Below are 16,894 nucleotides of genomic sequence, written 5' to 3' on the forward strand. Positions count from 1 at the left end.
ATGACTGGACTGATTCTGGAAAACGTCGAGAAATATTACGGCTCGGCGTGCGCGGTAAAGGACGTCAACCTGCATTTGCCCGAGGGCAAACTGGTGTGTTTCCTCGGCCCTTCGGGCTGCGGCAAAACCACCTTGCTGCGGATGATCGCCGGGCTGGAAACTCTGTCTGGCGGTGAGATCCGGCTGGACGGTGAGGACATTGGCCATACTCCGGCGCACGAGCGCAACTTTGGCATGGTCTTCCAGTCCCTGGCGTTGTTTCCGCACATGACTGTAGGCGAGAACATTGCCTATCCGCTGAAACTGCGCGGGGTCAGCAAGGCCGATCAAAAGGCGCGGGTCACCGAATTGCTGCAACTGATCCAGTTACAGCAAATGGTTGACCGGCCGGTGTCGAAACTCTCCGGTGGCCAGCGTCAGCGCGTGGCGATTGCCCGGGCGATTGCCTCGCATCCAAAAATCCTCCTGCTCGATGAGCCGTTGTCGGCACTGGATGCCAAACTGCGTGAATCGATGCAGGTGGAAATCCGCCAACTGCAGCAACGCCTGAACATCACCACCATCCTGGTTACCCATGACCAACGCGAAGCCATGACCATGGCCGATATCGTGGTGGTGTTGGGTGAGCATCGGGTGCAACAGGTGGGAACGCCGATCGAGATCTATCGGCATCCAGCCAATGAGTTCGTCGCCGACTTTATCGGCTCGGGGAATATTTTCCCGGCCACCGCGCTGGGCAATGGTCAAATCAGTTTGCCGGGCGGCGACGCGATTAATGTGCCGATTTGCAGCAGCATTGTGGTCGGCGAGAAGATCAAAATGCTGGTGCGCCCCGAGGACCTGCAGCTTTCGCAACCCCAGGCGACGGCGGGCAATCGCCTGTTGGGCAAGGTGACCTTCGTCCGGGATATCGGCGCGACCATCGAAACCACGGTCGAGTGTTCCGGGGTTTCGTTTACCGCATTGAGCACACCGAATCAGGGCTTCGGCTTGAATATCGGTAATCCGGTGTCGGTGACCATTCCGGCCGAGGCGTGCCGGGTGTTGGGGGCGTAGTTGGGTGTGCGATGAGGCCGGCACAGCCCCTGCAAAACCCAGCTAGACAGTCAGCCGCAACCGCGCCAGATCCCGCAACGGCGGTGCACCAAACAACCGGCTGTATTCACGGCTGAATTGCGACGGGCTTTCATAGCCCACCCGGTAGCCCGCCGCCGACGCATCCAGCCCTTCAGCCAGCATCAAGCGGCGCGCCTCTTGGAGGCGCAGTTGCTTCTGGTATTGCAGCGGGCTCATGGCGGTCATCGCCTTGAACCGGTGATGCAGGGTCGACACGCTGAGGTTCACTTCTTTCGCCAGATTATCTATGCGCAACGGCTGCTCGAAGTTGCCGTTGAGCCATTTGATCGCCTGGCTTATCCGGTGGCTCTGGCTATTGGCGATGGCGATTTCATACAGCCGATGGCCCTGATGGCTTCGTAACAACCGGTAAAGAATTTCTCGACGAATCAGCGGGGCGAGCATGGCGATGTCTTTCGGGTTTTCGAGCAGACGGGCCAAACGCAGCACCGCATCGAGCATCGGCTGGTCGAGCCGCTCTACATAGAGACCGCGCCCGGTGGGCCGGCTGGGCACGCCCAAGGGGCCGGCATCGGCAATCAGCGCGGTGATCTCTGTCGGGTCGATATCCAGGCGCAGCGCCAGGATCGGATGTTCTGGTGAAACATCCACCACCCGTCCGCTCAGCGGCATAGAAACCGAAACCACCAGATAATTGAGCGGATCATAGTTGAAGTACTCGTTAGCCAGACGAACTTCCTTGCGCCCTTGGGCGAGGATGCACAACGCCGGCTGTGCGAGAACCGGAGCAAAGTCGTGGCAGCAGCCGTGCCGTGACAGAAACAACGAGTCGATGGCCGTCGCGTAGTTGCCATCCTCGGCGGTGTTACGACCGATGATGGTGCAGAGCTCTGCGCGCTGCTTTTCCATGTCAGCGTCCAGTGGAGCTTGTGTGTGATCGAGTGATGACATGGGCTGCATCCTCTGCGCGGCTTTTCGGATGGGCACAGCTTAAGTTTGTGCAAGACCGGGTGGTAGGCAATTGCTGCATAAAACTTGCCTGATTCTGCCTGGAGTCAAAGAACAATGTAGATACAAAGAGTTCGGCGTTGAAAAAGTTGCTTGAAACACGACTGTCATCTTCACGTCGTGGCTCCTGCGCCGATCTATGCAACGGGAACGCTGACGCAGGAATGTGCAACAAGCCGGCAGGAATTGACTAACGGCCAGTGCACCCGGCGCTTAATCTTGGATCCTGTCGCAGCTGGTTTATTGGCTGCTGATCGAGTCATCTTGGGAGAGTCGAATATGTCCATGCAAATTCCCGTCAGTCATATGGCCTTCGTTCGGGCCAGCGGCGGACGCTCGATGGAGTTGGGCGCGCGATTGAGCAGTCTGATCGAGCCGACCCGTCGGGCACCCGGTTGCCTGCACTTCACCCTGCAACATTCACTGTGCGACCCGGAGTTGTGGCTGGTCTCGGGTTACTGGGTCAACCAGCAGGCGATGACCGAGTACTTCAGCACCCCAACCATGGATATCTTTGCTGAGCTGGTGCAGGAACTGGTGATCAAAAGCCTGGATTTTCACACCTTCAGTGATGTCTCGGCGGTTGAGGTCCACGGCGAATGCGCGCAACACAACAGACTTGTGATGCAGCAGCTGGCCGGTTGAAGGTTTAGAATGGCCGACTTTCAAATTGGCCAGGATCCGCGACATGGCACGTAAAGAGTTTTCGCAGTTCGAAGCAGTTTCCGCTGTTGTACCGGGAGAAGGGGGTTACAGCGCCGCCATTGCCGTCAAGGCTCTGGGCGGTTCAGGTGCCCCGCGTTTTCATAAAGTGCTCGATGGTCAGACATTCAAGACCGCCCATGACGCCGATCAGGCGGCTGCGCAACGACTCGAGCAACTGATCGACGTGATTGAAGACGGCGAATTGTCCTGGGAAACTATTTGACGGCCCCCGGGCGGAACATCTTGAACAAGGCCTCAGGCCCCAACTGGAAATAATCCGCCGGCCCGCCGCCGCGCAGAATCGGCTCTGCCGCGGCGGTATCGTAGACCCCATCCTTGAGTAGCCACTTGGCGATATGCACGGCGACCACTTCGCCGAGAATCAGCCAGCTTGGCACCAACTCCTTGTCTGCGCGTTGCAGCTGAATGATCTGCGTAACCTTGCATTCAAAGGACACCGGACTTTCCGCCACTCGGGGCACGTTGATCACTTTCGAGGCCGCCGGCGTCAGCCCGGCCAGTTCGAACTCGTTCACCTCAGGCGCAACCATGGCGCAGCTCTGATTCATCCGCTCGGCCAACGGGCGGGTCGCCAGGTTCCAGGCGAACTCGCCGGTCTGCTCGATGTTATTCAGGCTGTCTTTGCGCCCGACGCTGGAAAAACCAATGATCGGCGGAATGTAGTTGAACGCGTTGAAGAAGCTGTAAGGCGCCAGGTTCAACCGACCTTCGGCATCCTGCGAGGAAATCCAGCCGATAGGACGCGGACCGACGATGGCATTGAACGGGTCATGGGGCAGGCCGTGGCCCTGGGCAGGTTCGTAGTAATGGATATCGTCGGACATGGCGCGCGAATTCCTGAAGCGGGGTGGAAGGGGAGGCGGTCATAGTGCAGGGCGTTGGGGGTTAATTCCAGTCAAGAGGGGAACATGTGGAGCTGATGCACTGCTTTTTTAATGTGCGCACGGACATGCGTGGGAACAACTAAGCCCGGCCGAGGCCGGGCTGTAAGCGCGCATTCATGGGTTAGCTGATGGAAGCGGAACCGGTGCGGTCGAAGCCGTCAGCAGCGAGTGTGGCGGAGCCGGTGCGGTCGAAGCCATCAGCAGCAACAGTGGCAGAGCCTGTGCGATCGAAGCCATCAGCAGCAAGTGTGGCAGAGCCTGTGCGGTCGAAGCCATCGGCAGCGATGGTGCGGTCATAACCGTCGGCGGCGAAGGTGTTGGCAGCCAGGACGGAGAGGGTCAGGGCGATGATCAATTTGGTTTTCATGGCGGTTACTCCGGTTTGTTTGCGTGGTATTCGTTGGGTATGGATTGAATGTTACGCTTGTTAAATTGATTGAAAATCGCAAATAAGCGCTAATAATTATCGAATTAATAGATGTTAGCTGCGGACGCTTTACTTGGCCGGTTTGCACTGGCCAGGTAAATCGTTGCTTGAATTCGATTGATGCTGAGGATGCGCGGTGGGAATTAACCGAGCATTAATCGATGGGACTGCTTTCCAACACCCATGAAAAAAGGGGCAAACCCTTGCAGGTCTGCCCCTTGTTTTTGTTGCGTTATAGCGTTAGTCAGTTTCGATCCGCGAGTGTTTGCGGGTGTCTTTCATGGTGATGTAGACCAGCAGCGAAACCGCGATGCAGGCGGTGACGTACCAGTAGTAACCGGTTTCCATGCCGATGCTCTTGAACCACAGCGCGATGTATTCAGCGGTACCGCCGAAAATCGATACGGTCAGTGCGTACGGCAGGCCGACACCCAGGGCGCGGATTTCGGTCGGGAACAGTTCAGCTTTGACCACTGCGTTGATCGAGGTGTAGCCGCTGACGATGATCAGCGCGGCCATGATCAGGAAGAACGCGCCCCACCAGGTCTGGACGGTGTGCAGGGTGGTGAGGATCGGCACGGTGAACAAGGTGCCGAGAATACCGAAGGCAATCAGGATCGGGCGCCGCCCGACTTTATCCGAAAGCCCGCCCACCAAGGGTTGCAGACACATGAACAGGAACAGCGTAGCCGCCGAGATGGTGGTGGAGTCGGAAATGCTCATGCCGACGGTGTTCACCAGGTACTTCTGCATGTAAGTGGTGTAGGTGTAGAACGCCAGGGTGCCACCCATGGTCAGGCCGACCACGGTCATCAGTTCCTTCGGATGGCGCATCAAGGTGCGCATTGCGCTTTCTTTTGCCTTCACTTTCTTGGTGAACGACTCGGTTTCTTCCATGCCACGACGCAGGTAGAGCGCGACCACGGCACACAGCGCGCCGATGGCGAACGGGATGCGCCAGCCCCAGGCGTACAGCTGTTCGGTGGTCAGGGTCTGTTGCAGCACGATCAGTACCGCCAGGGCGATGAGCTGGCCGGAGATCAGCGTCACGTACTGGAAACTGGAGAAGAAGCCGCGACGTTCCCTGGTCGCCATTTCGCTGAGGTAAGTCGCCGAGGTGCCGTACTCGCCGCCGACCGACAGGCCCTGCAGCAAGCGAGCGAACACCAGCAGGATCGGCGCGCCGATACCGATGGTTTCATAACCCGGGCTCAGGGCGATCAGCAGTGAGCCGAAGCACATCAGATACACCGAGGCCATCAACGCGGCTTTACGGCCGACGCGGTCGGCGTACAGACCCATCAGCCAGCCACCGATCGGACGCATCAAAAAGCCCACGGCGAAGATCGCGGCAGTGTTCAGTAGTTGTGCGGTGGTGTCGCCCTTGGGGAAGAAGGCTTTGGCAAAGTACAGCGAGAAAGCGGCGTAGACGTACCAGTCATACCACTCGACCATGTTGCCGACAGAGCCGCTGAAAATCGATTTGATACGGCTGGAAGTGGTTCGTACTTTCGCCGGCGCAGCCGCCGACCCAAGAGGCAGGGTATTGGAGTTATCCATATAGGATCCTTCATCTCATTGTTTTTGTGGAGCGCGTCGAAACGCAACCTGACAGGTCTATAGCAGGACCTGTGCCAGAATTGAGATGCTTGATTTAGAGGGGTTGTGGTGATTTTTTGAGCGGAAATCCGCTTGTTGGTGGGGTGGGCGTGAGCGGAAATCCGCCTATCGGATACGGATCCGTGAAGGTCGTTGCCTGTTCGGGCCAATCGCGAGCTTGCTCGCGATGGGGTCAGAACAGGCAACCTAAAATGAAGGTCAGAAGAATCACTCCTCCTTCAAAAACATCTCCCGCGCCAACCCATGGCGCTGCATCTTTTCGTTGAAGGTCCGCCGCGGCAGTTGCAGCTCGGCAAGCACCGCCTTGATATCGCCCTTGTGCCGGGTCAGCGCCGCTCTGAGGCAATGGGCTTCAAAGGCCTCCTGCTGTGCAGCGAGGGACTGACCGGGTTCGGCGCCTTCAGGTTCCGGCTCACCAAGCCCAAGCACCTGACGCTCGGCGACGTTGGCCAGTTCACGGACGTTGCCCGGCCAGTCGTGGCTGAGCAGGCGGCTCAATTGCGGGCCGCTCAAGGGCGGGAAACTGCGCCCCAGTCGTTCAGCGGCGTTGTGGGCGAAGTGTTCGAACAACAGCGGAATATCTTCGCGGCGTTCGCGTAACGGCGGCAGGCGCAATTCAGCGACGTTCAGTCGATAGGCCAGGTCTTCGCGAAAACGTCCGGCGCGGGCTTCATCGAGCAGGTCGGGTTTGGTCGCGGCAATGATCCGCAAGTCGACCCGGATACTCTGGTTCGAACCCAGCCGCTCAAGTTTCTGCTCCTGCAACACCCGCAGCAGTTTGACCTGCTGGGCCAGCGGCATGCTTTCGATTTCATCGAGAAACAGCGTGCCGCCATCGGCGTATTCGAGCTTGCCGATACGCTTGCCCTGGGCGCCGGTGAAGGCGCCGCTTTCATGGCCGAACAGCTCGGCTTCGAACAGTTGCTCGGGGATCGCCGCGCAGTTCAGCGCCACAAACGGCTTGTCGGCGCGCGGGCCGAAATCGTGCAGACAGCGGGCGACCAGCTCCTTGCCGCTACCGGTTTCGCCGCGGATCAGCACATTGACCGGCAAGGCTGCGAGGTCGAGCACCTGTCGGCGCAAGGTTTGCAGGCCACGGGAAACCCCCAGCAGGCTTGCGTCGAGCTTGGCCCGATTGTCGGCCTGTTCGTGCAGCGCACGGTTTTCCAGCACCAATCGACGTTTATCCAGCGCCCGGCGCAGGCTACTGAGCAGGGTCTCGGGGCTGAAGGGTTTTTCCAGAAAGTCGTAGGCACCGTCGCGCATCGCCTCGACCGCCATCGGCACATCGCCATGGCCGGTGAGCAGGATCAGTGGCAGGTCGGCGTCCAGCGCCTGGACTTTGCTCAGCAACTCCAGCCCACCCATGCCGGGCATACGTACGTCGCTGAGAATGACTCCGGGGAAATCCCTCGGCAGTTGCGCCAGGCACTCTTCGGCGCGGCTGAACAACTGCACCACAAAGCCCGAGAGGCTCAGCCATTGCTCCACGGCGCTGCGGATACTGGCTTCATCGTCGACCACAATCACCGAGTTCAACATGGGCTTTGCTCCTGCGCAGCGATAGGCAGGGTCAGGGTGAAGATCGCCCCGCCCGGGTGATTGCAGGCACTCAGGCGCCCGCCGTGTTCGTGGACGATGGCATACGACACCGCCAGCCCCAGACCGAGGCCGTCGCCCACCGGTTTGGTGGTGAAAAACGGGTCGAATACATTCGCCAGATGCTCTTCAGAAATACCGCCACCGCTGTCGGCGACGGTCAAGCGCCACAGCTGTTGATCAGCCTCGATGCGGATTTCCAGGCGCTTGAGCGGTTTGTCACGCATTGCATCCAGTGCGTTACGCAGCAGATTGATCAACACCTGCTCCAGGCGAATTGCATCGCCGCGCACCCATGCCGGGCGGGTCAGGTGCAGCACGCTGCTGACGTGTTCATCGCGCATGCGCGCGTCGAGCAGGTGCAAGGATTGATCGACCACCGCTGCCAGATCCAGGCGCTCGCGCAAACCGCTGGGGCTTTTGCGCGCGAACGTCTTGAGGTGACCGGTCAGTGCGGCCATGCGCGTCAGCATGTCATCCAGCGGGGTGATGGCTTTATAGGCGTCGTCGACCCGGCCATGATCCAGCAGCAGGCGCAGCGTGGCCAACTGCATGCGCTGCGCGGTCAGTGGCTGGTTGATTTCATGGGCCAGCGCCGCGGACATCTGCCCCAGGGCGGCGAGTTTTGCCGACTGCACCAGACCGTCCTGGGCGGTACGCAAGTCGCGGGTGCGTTCTTCCACCAGTTGTTCGAGCTCTTCGCGACTGCGCTGGCGCATTTTGGCCAGGCGCCAGCGCTGGTTGAGAAACAGCAGCAGGAACACCAACGTCAGCCACAACCCGGCCGCCGCCAGCCCCGCGTTACGGCTGTCTTCGAGGGCGGCCTGAGGGCGCCGCAGCAAGTGCAGGGTCCAGCCTTCGGCGGTCAACGGCAGCGACTCCCACAAATACTCCGCAGGGCCCTGTGGACCCTCGACCCGGGCCAGGGAACTGTTCTCGTCGAAGTGCCGGATGGCACGGTGTTCAATCGGGGTCAGCGGTTGCTTGTCGTACTGGCGAGTGGCTTTGATCTCGGCCCGATCATTTTCCGACAACGGCTGCAAACTGCGATAGCGCCAGCCGGGCTGGTTGGCGATAAATACGATACCGCGGGCGTCGCTGACCAGCAGGGTGTCGCTGCCCTGACGCCATTCGCGCTCAAGTTCGGGGAACTCCAGTTTCACCACCATGGCGCCGAGGAACTCGCCACTTTCGCTGGTCACCGCGCTGGACAGAAAGTATCCGGGAATTCCACTGGTCACCCCGACGGCGTAAAAACGCCCAGTGCCCTGGCTGCGGGTCTGGCTGAAATACGGGCGGAAGCCGTAATTGTGACCGACATAGCTGCTCGGCAAGCGCCAGTTGCTGGCAGCCACGGCCAGGCCGGTGCGATCCAGCAGTTCCAGGGTGGACGACTGGGCGGCGCCGTTGATTTTCTCCAGTTTACGGTTCAGCGCGTCTTGCTGCTCGCCGCTCACCGGCCCCTTCAATGCGCTGCTCAACTCCGGATCCAGCGCCAGCACGGAGGGCAAGGCGCGATAACGTTCAATCAGGGTATGCAGGGAATTGGCATACAGCGCCAGTTGCTCATTGGCGAGGGCGGCCTCGTCCACCAGTGCCTGGCGCTCGGAGTGACGCATGGCCAGGCCGGCAGCCAGCACTGTACCCGCGAGAATCAGCAGGATGTAGAGGGTCAGGCGCAGGGAGCGAACGGTCACGAACATACTGGATTAACGGGTGTGATAAGGATGGGCACCATAACACGTAGCAGCTGACGAGCCCTGCAAGGCTGCGTTCGGCTGCGCAGCAGCCGCAGTCCGACAGATGCGGTTTATCTGATGCACCGCAGCGTATGATTTACGACCGCTTCGCGGCCGGACGCAGCCTCGCGGAGCTCGTCAGCTGCTACGCAGTTGCGTCGTTAAGGTGATCGACAATAAAAAACGGTCGGGCTGTTGATGACAACAGGCCGACCGTTTTTTGTATCTGGAGGTTTAAGCGCTTATTGCACTTCTACCGCCAGGCTGTCACTGATCTTTTTCTGCCAGATGGCAGGACCGGTGATGTGTACCGACTCACCCTTGCTGTCCACCGCAACGGTCACCGGCATGTCTTTGACCTCGAACTCGTAGATCGCTTCCATGCCCAGTTCGGCGAAGGCCACTACGCGGGATTTCTTGATCGCCTGGGCTACCAGATAGGCAGCGCCGCCAACAGCCATCAGGTACACGGCTTTGTGGTCCTTGATCGCTTCGATGGCGGTCGGGCCGCGCTCGGATTTGCCGATCATGCCCAACAGGCCGGTCTGCTCGAGGATCTGCCGGGTGAACTTGTCCATCCGCGTTGCGGTGGTCGGGCCGGCTGGGCCAACCACTTCTTCGCGGACCGGATCGACCGGGCCGACGTAGTAGATGAAGCGGCCCTTGAGGTCTACCGGCAAGGTTTCACCCTTGTTCAGCATTTCGACCATGCGCTTGTGCGCCGCATCGCGACCGGTGAGCATCTTGCCGTTGAGCAGGACGGTTTCGCCCGGCTTCCAGCTCTGCACATCTTCCGGGGTCAGGGTGTCGAGGTTGACCCGACGCGCCGACGGGCCGGCTTCCCAGACGATTTCCGGGTAGGCGTCCAGCGGCGGTGCTTCCAGGGTCGCCGGGCCGGAACCGTCGAGCACGAAGTGTGCGTGACGAGTAGCGGCGCAGTTCGGGATCATGCACACCGGCAGGGACGCGGCGTGGGTCGGGTAATCCATGATCTTCACGTCGAGCACGGTGGTCAGGCCACCCAGGCCCTGAGCGCCGATGCCCAGCTGATTGACCTTCTCGAACAGCTCCAGGCGCATCTCTTCGATACGGTTGGACGGGCCGCGTTTCTTCAGCTCGTGGATGTCGATGGATTCCATCAACACTTCCTTGGCCATCACTGCGGCTTTCTCGGCGGTGCCGCCGATACCGATGCCGAGCATGCCCGGTGGGCACCAGCCGGCACCCATGGTCGGGACAGTCTTGAGCACCCAGTCGACGATCGAGTCGGACGGGTTGAGCATGGCCATCTTCGACTTGTTCTCGGAGCCGCCGCCCTTGGCCGCTACGTCCACTTCAACGGTGTTACCCGGAACGATGGAGTAGTGGATCACTGCCGGGGTGTTGTCCTTGGTGTTCTTGCGAGCGCCTGCCGGGTCGGCAAGGATCGAAGCACGCAGGATGTTTTCCGGCAGGTTGTAGGCGCGACGCACGCCTTCGTTGATCATGTCGTCCAGGCCCATGGTCGCGCCATCCCAGCGCACATCCATGCCCACGCGGACGAATACGGTGACGATGCCGGTGTCCTGGCAGATCGGGCGGTGGCCGGTGGCACACATGCGCGAGTTGATCAGGATTTGCGCGATGGAATCGCGGGCAGCCGGAGACTCTTCACGCAGGTAAGCCTCGTGCATGGCCTGGATGAAATCCACGGGATGGTAGTAGGAAATGAATTGCAGGGCGTCAGCAACGCTCTGAATCAGGTCGTCTTGCTTGATCACGGTCATGAGTCGCGCTCCTCTATAAGACGGGAACATTTAATAAGGTGTCTTCAGTCGGGTGGATCTGGTCACTGAAAACACCTTTTAAGGCACGCCGGGCATGCTGGCGCGACGCTAAAAAGGCGCGGCAGTATAACTCGCCAAAGGCTTGGGCACACCCGCTGGTGGATAAACGAAGGTCGCATATCACCACCAGAAGCAGATCCCGGGGTATCTGACAAAAGATCGCAGGCTTCGCCAGCTCCTACGCCGACCGCGTTTATCCGTCGGTTCGCCGATCCCCCGTAGGAGCTGCCGCAGGCTGCGATCTTTTGATCTTGGCGTCAGTCCATTCGACGCCAGCAATACGTCAGACCCGGCCATCCAAAAATTCAATAGTCATTTCTCAGGCACACCACTAAAGTGGTACATGGCCCGTAGGGTAGGAAACCCGTTCAGCCTCCTTTCGCACGGTGAGTCAAAGATTGACCCATACAGCCATACAAAGTCTGTTGCTCAAGCGCTTCACCCTGGCGGCGGGCACCTATGGGCTGGCGTTGCTGCTGCTGTGGCTGGCCATTCTCGGCGGACACTACAGCGCGCCAATGAGCAGCGCAGTGATTGCCACGGTGCTGGTGGTACTCAGCCAGGTTGCCGTGCTTGGCGTGTTTCTCAGCGAGCGCAATCTGCGCTTCACCGACCCTAGCCTGACCGAAGTGCAAGTAGTACTGGGCCTGGCCTGGCAAACCTGGTTCATCTCTCAACTCGACATGGCCCGCGGCGCGTTCCTGGTGTTCTATGTGCTGATCCTGTTGTTCGGCCTGTTTCATTTGCCGCGACGGGCATTCGTGCGCTGTGCGGCGCTGGTGTTTTTCAGTTTCGCCGGGATCAATCTCTGGGAAGGTTACCGCTTCGAACTGGCTGACCCGACACTGGCGGCGTTGCAAGTCTGTGTGCTGTTTATCGTGCTGGTGTGGCTCTGCCTTTATGCCAGCTACGTCCAGGCGTCACGCCAGCGCATGCGCCAACGGCGCTTCGCCTTGCAGGCCCACCAGGACACTCTGCGCGGGATGATGCGCCAGCTCGAAGACCTGGTCGCCACCGACGAACTCACCGGGTTGTTCAACCGTCGGCATTTTCTGCGCCTGGCCACCCGCGAATTGCACACCATGGACGCCGATGTCATCCACGGCCTGGCGCTGATCGATCTGGATCATTTCAAACGGATCAATGACATCCATGGGCATGCCGCGGGCGATCAGGTGTTGCAGGCCTTTGCCGCCGTCGCCAGTGCCTGTCTGCGCGATGGCGATGTCCTGGCCCGTTACGGCGGTGAGGAGTTTGTCGTGTTGTTACCCGATTGTGATGCCGAGCGCCTGACCTCCTGCTGCGAGCGTCTGCGTATCGCCTTCACCGATGTCGAATTGGTCGGCTTGAGCGTGCCGGGCTTGAGCCTGTCAGCCGGGATGACCTTGCTGGTGCTGGGCGATGATCTGGATGACGCCTTGCAGCGCGCGGATCAGGCGCTGTATCGGGCCAAGCGTGACGGGCGCAACCGTTGCGCGGCCGCTTGGGAAAACGTCGATGCCTGAATTACGGGTCGGTGAGCGACAGTGGTCGGTGGCAGCGGGAAGCAACCTGCTAGACGCCTTGAACCAGGCCGGTGTCGCGGTTCCATACAGCTGTCGCGCCGGCAGTTGCCACGCGTGCCTGGTGCATTGTCTGCAGGGCGAGCCAAGTGATCGAAAACCTGATGCGCTGACGGTAGACCAGCGTCAACGCGGCTGGCGACTGGCCTGTCAGTGCCAGGTGATCGAGGACTTGCAGGTCGAAATCTTCGATCCGTTGCGCGACGGTTTGCCGGCAAAAGTGGTGGGCGCCGACTGGTTGAGCCCGTGTGTTCTGCGCCTGCGTTTGCAGCCTGAACGCCCCTTGCGTTATCAGGCCGGGCAACATCTGGTGTTGTGGGCGGGCAACGTGGCGCGGCCGTATTCGCTGGCCAGCTTGCCGGAGGAGGACCGCTTTCTCGAGTTTCACCTCGATTGTCGTCAATCCGGCGAGTTCAGCGACACAGCCCGTCAGTTCAAGATCGGTGACCCGATTCGCCTCGGCGAACTGCGTGGTGGCGCCTTGTATTACGACCCGGACTGGCAGGCTCGACCGCTCTGGCTGCTGGCGGCCGGTACTGGCCTGGGGCCGCTGTTCGGTGTGTTGCGCGAAGCATTGCGCCAGGATCATCAGGGCGCCATCCGGATCATTCACCTGGCCCATGACGCGGATGAGCATTATCTGGCCAAACCCCTGGCCGCGCTGGCGGCGAACTATGCCAATCTTCAGATCGAGCTGCTGACAGCGGCCGAATTGCCTGCGGCCTTGGCACAACTGCGGCTTGTTTCCCGGCAAACCCTGGCCTTACTCTGCGGCGGTCCCGACAGCGTCGACGCCTTTGCCCGGCGCTTGTACCTGGCGGGGCTGCCGCGCAATCAACTGCTGGCCGATGTATTTCTGCCCCATGGTTGAGCGCTGATTTCCCCTTCCTGAGACTCACCATGACTGACGCCATACTATTGGAGCGTGAACGCGGGCTGTTGACCTTGCGCTTCAATCGCCCGGACAAGAAAAACGCCTTGACCCGTGCCATGTACAGCCAATTGGCCGAGGCCCTGGAACAAGCCGATAGCGATCCGCAAATCAACGCCGTGTTGATCACCGGCAGCAACCAATGCTTCACCGCCGGCAATGACATCGCCGACTTCCTCGAGCAGCCGCCGAGCAGCCTCGAGAGCCCGGTGTTCCGTTTCATGCGCAGCCTGCTCGAATGCCGTAAACCGGTGATTGCCGCAGTGGCCGGGCCCGCCGTGGGGATTGGCACTACGTTGCTGCTGCATTGCGATCTGGTTTACATCAGTGCGCAGGCGAAGTTACGCATGCCGTTCGTCAACCTCGGCCTGTGCCCGGAGTTTGGTTCGAGCCTGATCCTGCCGCGCTTGCTGGGTCAGGCCAAAGCCGCCGAACTGTTGCTGCTCGGTGAAGGATTCAATGGTGAACAGGCTGCAGCCTGGGGCATCGCCACTGCTGCCTTGCCCAACGGCGCCGCCGCATTGGCCAAGGCTCGCGAGATGGCCTTGCGCTTCGAACAACTGGCACCGGGCGCCGTGCAGATCAGTAAACAACTGATGAAAGCCCCGGACCGTGAACAACTGCGCAAGGTCATTGCGCAGGAGGGTGCATTGTTCATCCAACGGCTGCACTCGCCGGAAGCGATTGCGGCGTTGTCGGGGTTTATCAACAAGGCTTGAATCTGTCTCCCACAACTGTGTGGGCTTGCCCCAATGCCTGTAGGAGTGAGCTTGCTCGCGATGGGCGTTAACGATAACGCGTGCTTTCTGAATACACGCGCCGTCCTTGAGTCCATCGCGAGCAAGCTCGCTCCTACAGAGGCAAGGGGTTTGCCCGTGAAGACATTGGCGGCCTCAGCGCAGGTTTTTGAAACGTACCGCGCATCGTGTTCTTCGACCACGCCGAGAGCAACGCTTCGATCGACGTCCTCAGGCTTGATAACGGCTCACTGACGGTTTGCTGTCTTTTCGCCCTGCGATAACGATTTGGTTATCCATCTGGACGGCTGCGCTTGTTGTGTAATTAGGTGTTCCTGGTTCTGAGGTGTCTGACAAACCACCTGTACCGAAAGTCAGGTCCAGTGTCCCGTCTTCCTTGATACGGCCGACCAAGCTTAGTCCGCGCGTATTGAGCTCACCTGCCACGATGATTGATTGTCCTGAATCCATGTCTCCTGAGTTCAATTGCAAGCTCATAAACGGACGTTCAATGGTGAGGGGGAATCCCTTATTAAAGGTGCTGTCGGTTCCTCCATTGGATGGCTGCTATCTGGTATATGAATCCCATTAATGAAAAAGGCCCCGCAGCGTGAACTGCGGGGCCTTTTCATTGGCGAGTGACTCAGACTACCGGGTCGCCGACATGCAGAATCTTCATGCCGTTGGTGCCGCCGATGGTGTGGTAGCTGTCGCCCTTGGTCAGGATCACCCAGTCGCCTTTCTCGACCACGCCGAGTTTGAGCAACTCGTCGATCGCGGCCTGGCTGACTTGCTCAGGCGGCAGCGATGCCGGGTCGAACGGTACGGTGTAGACGCCGCGGAACATGGCCGCGCGGGCCTGGGTTTCGCGGTGCGGGGAGAACGCGTAGATCGGGATGGAGGAGCGGATCCGCGACATGATCAGCGGCGTGTAGCCACTTTCGGTCAGGGAGATGATCGCTTTCACGCCCGGGAAGTGGTTGGCCGTGTACATGGCCGCCAGGGCGATGCTCTGGTCGCAGCTTTCGAAGACCTGGCCGATGCGATGGCCGGAGGTTTTGCTGGTCGGATGCTTTTCAGCGCCGATGCAAATCCGTGCCATGGCCTGGACCGCTTCGAGCGGGTAGGCGCCGGCGGCACTTTCGGCCGAGAGCATCACTGCGTCGGTGTAGTCGAGCACGGCGTTGGCTACGTCCGACACTTCGGCGCGGGTCGGCATCGGGTTCTGGATCATCGACTCCATCATCTGGGTCGCGACGATTACCGCTTTGTTGTGGCGGCGTGCGTGCAGAATGATTTTCTTCTGAATGCCCACCAGCTCGGCGTCGCCGATTTCCACACCGAGGTCACCACGGGCAACCATGACCGCATCGCTGGCCTTGATCAGACCGTCGAGGGTTTCGTCGTCGGCCACGGCTTCGGCGCGCTCGATCTTCGCCACCAGCCAGGCAGTACCGCCGGCTTCGTCGCGCAGTTGGCGGGCGTATTCCATGTCGGCAGCGTCGCGCGGGAAGGACACGGCGAGGTAATCGACTTCCATTTCCGCGGCGAGCTTGATGTCAGCCTTGTCTTTCTCGGTCAGGGCTGGAGCGGTCAGGCCACCACCGCGGCGGTTGATGCCTTTGTGGTCCGACAGCGGGCCACCGATCAGCACGGTGCAATGCAGCGCATCACCGGTCGCGGTGTCGACGCGCATCACTACGCGGCCGTCATCGAGCAGCAGTTCGTCGCCGACGCCGCAATCCTTGACCAGGTCCGGGTAGTCGATACCGACGACTTCCTGGGTGCCTTCGGTCAACGGATGGCTGGTGGAGAAGGTGAAGGTATCACCGACTTTCAGCTCGATACGCTTGTTGGCGAATTTGGCGATACGGATTTTCGGGCCCTGCAGGTCACCCAACAGCGCGACGAAGCGGCCGTGCTTGGCGGCAATGGAGCGCACCAGCTTGGCGCGAGCTTTATGCTCGTCGGGGGTACCGTGGGAGAAATTCAGCCGGGCGACGTCCAGGCCAGCCAGAATCAGCTGTTCGAGAACTTCCGGCGAGTTGCTGGCAGGGCCAAGGGTAGCGACGATTTTAGTGCGACGGACGGACATGCAGAGACTCCTGAGTTGAAGCGCAACCAGAGGCTACTATGGTCCGAAGTTGTAGTCATTGTTCATGTGCACTACTTATTCGTTTGTTTCTTGAACGAACATTCTTGAAGATTCTCGACGGCCGGTCGATACAGTGCACAAGACAGGAGAACCCCATGCGATTTGTGCTCATTGCTGTGCTGGTCCTCAGCGCCGTCGGCTGTACCCGTTGGTCGATGGACCATCATTTGAACAACGCCTACCACGCTTATGACCGGGGCAATTGCGAGCAGGTGATGCTCGAGCTGTCCAAGGTCGAGCGCGAGAGCCGCTCCCGGCGATATATCCAACCGGAGGTGTCGATGATGCGCGGGCTATGCCTGGAGCGTCAGAAACTGTTTATCGATGCAGCGCAGACCTACCAGTTCATCCTCACCCAGTATCCGTACAGCGAATATGCCTTCCGCGCCCGCGCGCGGCTGGAAACCCTGCGGTCGTTGGGTTATTACCCGACCCGCAGCTCCGTGCAGGTCCGTCCGACCACTTTCTGATGACATTTGTCGTCTGATCACTGGCCGTCGCCGAGCATTCAGCTAACATTTGGATAGACCGTTTGAGACGTTCTATCTGAACGACAGCATCACCCGGGACCGGTAGCAGTAGTCGACAAGGCCAGGACAGCCA

Annotated in this window: 16 protein-coding genes; 7 read left to right on the top strand and 9 right to left on the bottom strand. The window is 60.0% G+C overall.

Annotated features, from left to right (window positions below):
• The gene (locus ACA064_RS06045) at positions 1–1,056 is read left to right on the top strand and encodes an ABC transporter ATP-binding protein (RefSeq protein ID WP_497672572.1); all 1,056 of its coding nucleotides are present in this window, start codon (positions 1–3) and stop codon (positions 1,054–1,056) included.
• A 42-nt stretch (positions 1,057–1,098) separates the two neighbouring features.
• Here the strand turns inward: ACA064_RS06045 and ACA064_RS06050 are convergent, their stop codons facing one another.
• On the bottom strand, positions 1,099–2,028 hold the full coding sequence (locus ACA064_RS06050; protein ID WP_497672573.1) for an AraC family transcriptional regulator: 930 nt from the start codon (positions 2,026–2,028) through the stop codon (positions 1,099–1,101).
• Positions 2,029–2,364: 336 nt separating this feature from the next.
• On the opposite strand from ACA064_RS06050, the gene ACA064_RS06055 reads away from it, so the two are divergent.
• Both ACA064_RS06055 and ACA064_RS06060 read left to right on the top strand, forming a co-directional pair.
• Positions 2,365–2,730 carry a putative quinol monooxygenase gene (locus ACA064_RS06055; protein WP_497672574.1) on the top strand — a complete coding sequence of 122 codons (366 nt, stop codon included), beginning with the start codon at positions 2,365–2,367 and terminating at the stop codon, positions 2,728–2,730.
• Between the two features lie 43 nt (positions 2,731–2,773).
• Positions 2,774–3,013, top strand: coding sequence for a hypothetical protein (locus ACA064_RS06060; protein ID WP_497672575.1), 240 nt, complete (start codon positions 2,774–2,776; stop codon positions 3,011–3,013).
• Here the strand turns inward: ACA064_RS06060 and ACA064_RS06065 are convergent.
• The 6 genes from ACA064_RS06065 to ACA064_RS06090 form a co-directional block, all read right to left on the bottom strand.
• Positions 3,006–3,635: a flavin reductase family protein gene (locus tag ACA064_RS06065; protein WP_497672576.1), complete on the bottom strand. Its 630-nt coding sequence runs from the start codon at positions 3,633–3,635 to the stop codon at positions 3,006–3,008. The genes ACA064_RS06060 and ACA064_RS06065 overlap by 8 nt on opposite strands.
• A 181-nt stretch (positions 3,636–3,816) precedes the next feature.
• Complete coding sequence (locus ACA064_RS06070; RefSeq protein WP_497672577.1) at positions 3,817–4,062, bottom strand: hypothetical protein; 246 nt, start codon at positions 4,060–4,062, stop codon at positions 3,817–3,819.
• Between the two features lie 300 nt (positions 4,063–4,362).
• Entirely contained in the window at positions 4,363–5,682 is a 1,320-nt protein-coding gene (locus ACA064_RS06075; RefSeq protein WP_497672578.1) for an MFS transporter, read from the bottom strand.
• A gap of 267 nt (positions 5,683–5,949) precedes the next feature.
• A complete protein-coding gene (locus tag ACA064_RS06080; RefSeq protein ID WP_497672579.1) occupies positions 5,950–7,284 on the bottom strand; it encodes a sigma-54-dependent transcriptional regulator in 1,335 nt (444 codons plus the stop codon).
• The gene (locus tag ACA064_RS06085; protein WP_497672580.1) at positions 7,278–9,044 is read right to left on the bottom strand and encodes a sensor histidine kinase; all 1,767 of its coding nucleotides are present in this window, start codon (positions 9,042–9,044) and stop codon (positions 7,278–7,280) included. Before ACA064_RS06085 ends, ACA064_RS06080 begins: the two co-directional genes overlap by 7 nt.
• Before the next feature lie 278 nt (positions 9,045–9,322).
• A complete protein-coding gene (locus ACA064_RS06090) occupies positions 9,323–10,846 on the bottom strand; it encodes a fumarate hydratase (protein WP_497672581.1) in 1,524 nt (507 codons plus the stop codon).
• Between the two features lie 458 nt (positions 10,847–11,304).
• Here ACA064_RS06090 and ACA064_RS06095 point away from each other — a divergent pair, with 458 nt between their 5' ends.
• From ACA064_RS06095 to ACA064_RS06105, 3 genes are read left to right on the top strand one after another with little or no spacing between them, the layout of a single operon-like run.
• A complete protein-coding gene (locus tag ACA064_RS06095; protein WP_497672582.1) occupies positions 11,305–12,411 on the top strand; it encodes a GGDEF domain-containing protein in 1,107 nt (368 codons plus the stop codon).
• Positions 12,404–13,339, top strand: coding sequence for an iron-sulfur-binding ferredoxin reductase (locus tag ACA064_RS06100; protein ID WP_497672583.1), 936 nt, complete (start codon positions 12,404–12,406; stop codon positions 13,337–13,339). The genes ACA064_RS06095 and ACA064_RS06100 overlap by 8 nt, the downstream gene beginning before the upstream one ends.
• A 29-nt stretch (positions 13,340–13,368) precedes the next feature.
• Complete coding sequence (locus ACA064_RS06105; RefSeq protein ID WP_497672584.1) at positions 13,369–14,118, top strand: enoyl-CoA hydratase-related protein; 750 nt, start codon at positions 13,369–13,371, stop codon at positions 14,116–14,118.
• A gap of 249 nt (positions 14,119–14,367) precedes the next feature.
• Here ACA064_RS06105 and ACA064_RS06110 read toward each other — a convergent pair whose 3' ends face one another.
• On the bottom strand, positions 14,368–14,634 hold the full coding sequence (locus tag ACA064_RS06110) for a hypothetical protein (protein WP_497672585.1): 267 nt from the start codon (positions 14,632–14,634) through the stop codon (positions 14,368–14,370).
• A gap of 145 nt (positions 14,635–14,779) precedes the next feature.
• Positions 14,780–16,231 (bottom strand): pyruvate kinase, encoded by a 1,452-nt coding sequence (pyk, locus tag ACA064_RS06115; protein ID WP_497672586.1) that lies wholly within the window; start codon positions 16,229–16,231, stop codon positions 14,780–14,782.
• A gap of 155 nt (positions 16,232–16,386) precedes the next feature.
• Here pyk and ACA064_RS06120 point away from each other — a divergent pair, with 155 nt between their 5' ends.
• A complete protein-coding gene (locus tag ACA064_RS06120; protein WP_497672587.1) occupies positions 16,387–16,761 on the top strand; it encodes a tetratricopeptide repeat protein in 375 nt (124 codons plus the stop codon).
• Positions 16,762–16,894: the final 133 nt, after the last annotated feature.

This window comes from Pseudomonas sp. LBUM1658 (assembly GCF_059716055.1).

Bases quoted from the DNA above. Each gene is read 5' to 3' on its own strand.
- ACA064_RS06075 (WP_497672578.1), bottom strand. From the start codon at position 5,682: ATGGATAACTCCAATACCCTGCCTCTTGGGTCGGCGGCTGCGCCGGCG.
- ACA064_RS06060 (WP_497672575.1), top strand. From the start codon at position 2,774: ATGGCACGTAAAGAGTTTTCGCAGTTCGAAGCAGTTTCCGCTGTTGTA.
- ACA064_RS06090 (WP_497672581.1), bottom strand. From the start codon at position 10,846: ATGACCGTGATCAAGCAAGACGACCTGATTCAGAGCGTTGCTGACGCC.
- ACA064_RS06105 (WP_497672584.1), top strand. From the start codon at position 13,369: ATGACTGACGCCATACTATTGGAGCGTGAACGCGGGCTGTTGACCTTG.
- ACA064_RS06120 (WP_497672587.1), top strand. From the start codon at position 16,387: ATGCGATTTGTGCTCATTGCTGTGCTGGTCCTCAGCGCCGTCGGCTGT.
- ACA064_RS06045 (WP_497672572.1), top strand. From the start codon at position 1: ATGACTGGACTGATTCTGGAAAACGTCGAGAAATATTACGGCTCGGCG.
- ACA064_RS06110 (WP_497672585.1), bottom strand. From the start codon at position 14,634: ATGAGCTTGCAATTGAACTCAGGAGACATGGATTCAGGACAATCAATC.
- ACA064_RS06085 (WP_497672580.1), bottom strand. From the start codon at position 9,044: ATGTTCGTGACCGTTCGCTCCCTGCGCCTGACCCTCTACATCCTGCTG.
- ACA064_RS06070 (WP_497672577.1), bottom strand. From the start codon at position 4,062: ATGAAAACCAAATTGATCATCGCCCTGACCCTCTCCGTCCTGGCTGCC.
- ACA064_RS06100 (WP_497672583.1), top strand. From the start codon at position 12,404: ATGCCTGAATTACGGGTCGGTGAGCGACAGTGGTCGGTGGCAGCGGGA.
- ACA064_RS06050 (WP_497672573.1), bottom strand. From the start codon at position 2,028: ATGTCATCACTCGATCACACACAAGCTCCACTGGACGCTGACATGGAA.
- ACA064_RS06055 (WP_497672574.1), top strand. From the start codon at position 2,365: ATGTCCATGCAAATTCCCGTCAGTCATATGGCCTTCGTTCGGGCCAGC.
- ACA064_RS06080 (WP_497672579.1), bottom strand. From the start codon at position 7,284: ATGTTGAACTCGGTGATTGTGGTCGACGATGAAGCCAGTATCCGCAGC.
- ACA064_RS06065 (WP_497672576.1), bottom strand. From the start codon at position 3,635: ATGTCCGACGATATCCATTACTACGAACCTGCCCAGGGCCACGGCCTG.
- pyk (WP_497672586.1), bottom strand. From the start codon at position 16,231: ATGTCCGTCCGTCGCACTAAAATCGTCGCTACCCTTGGCCCTGCCAGC.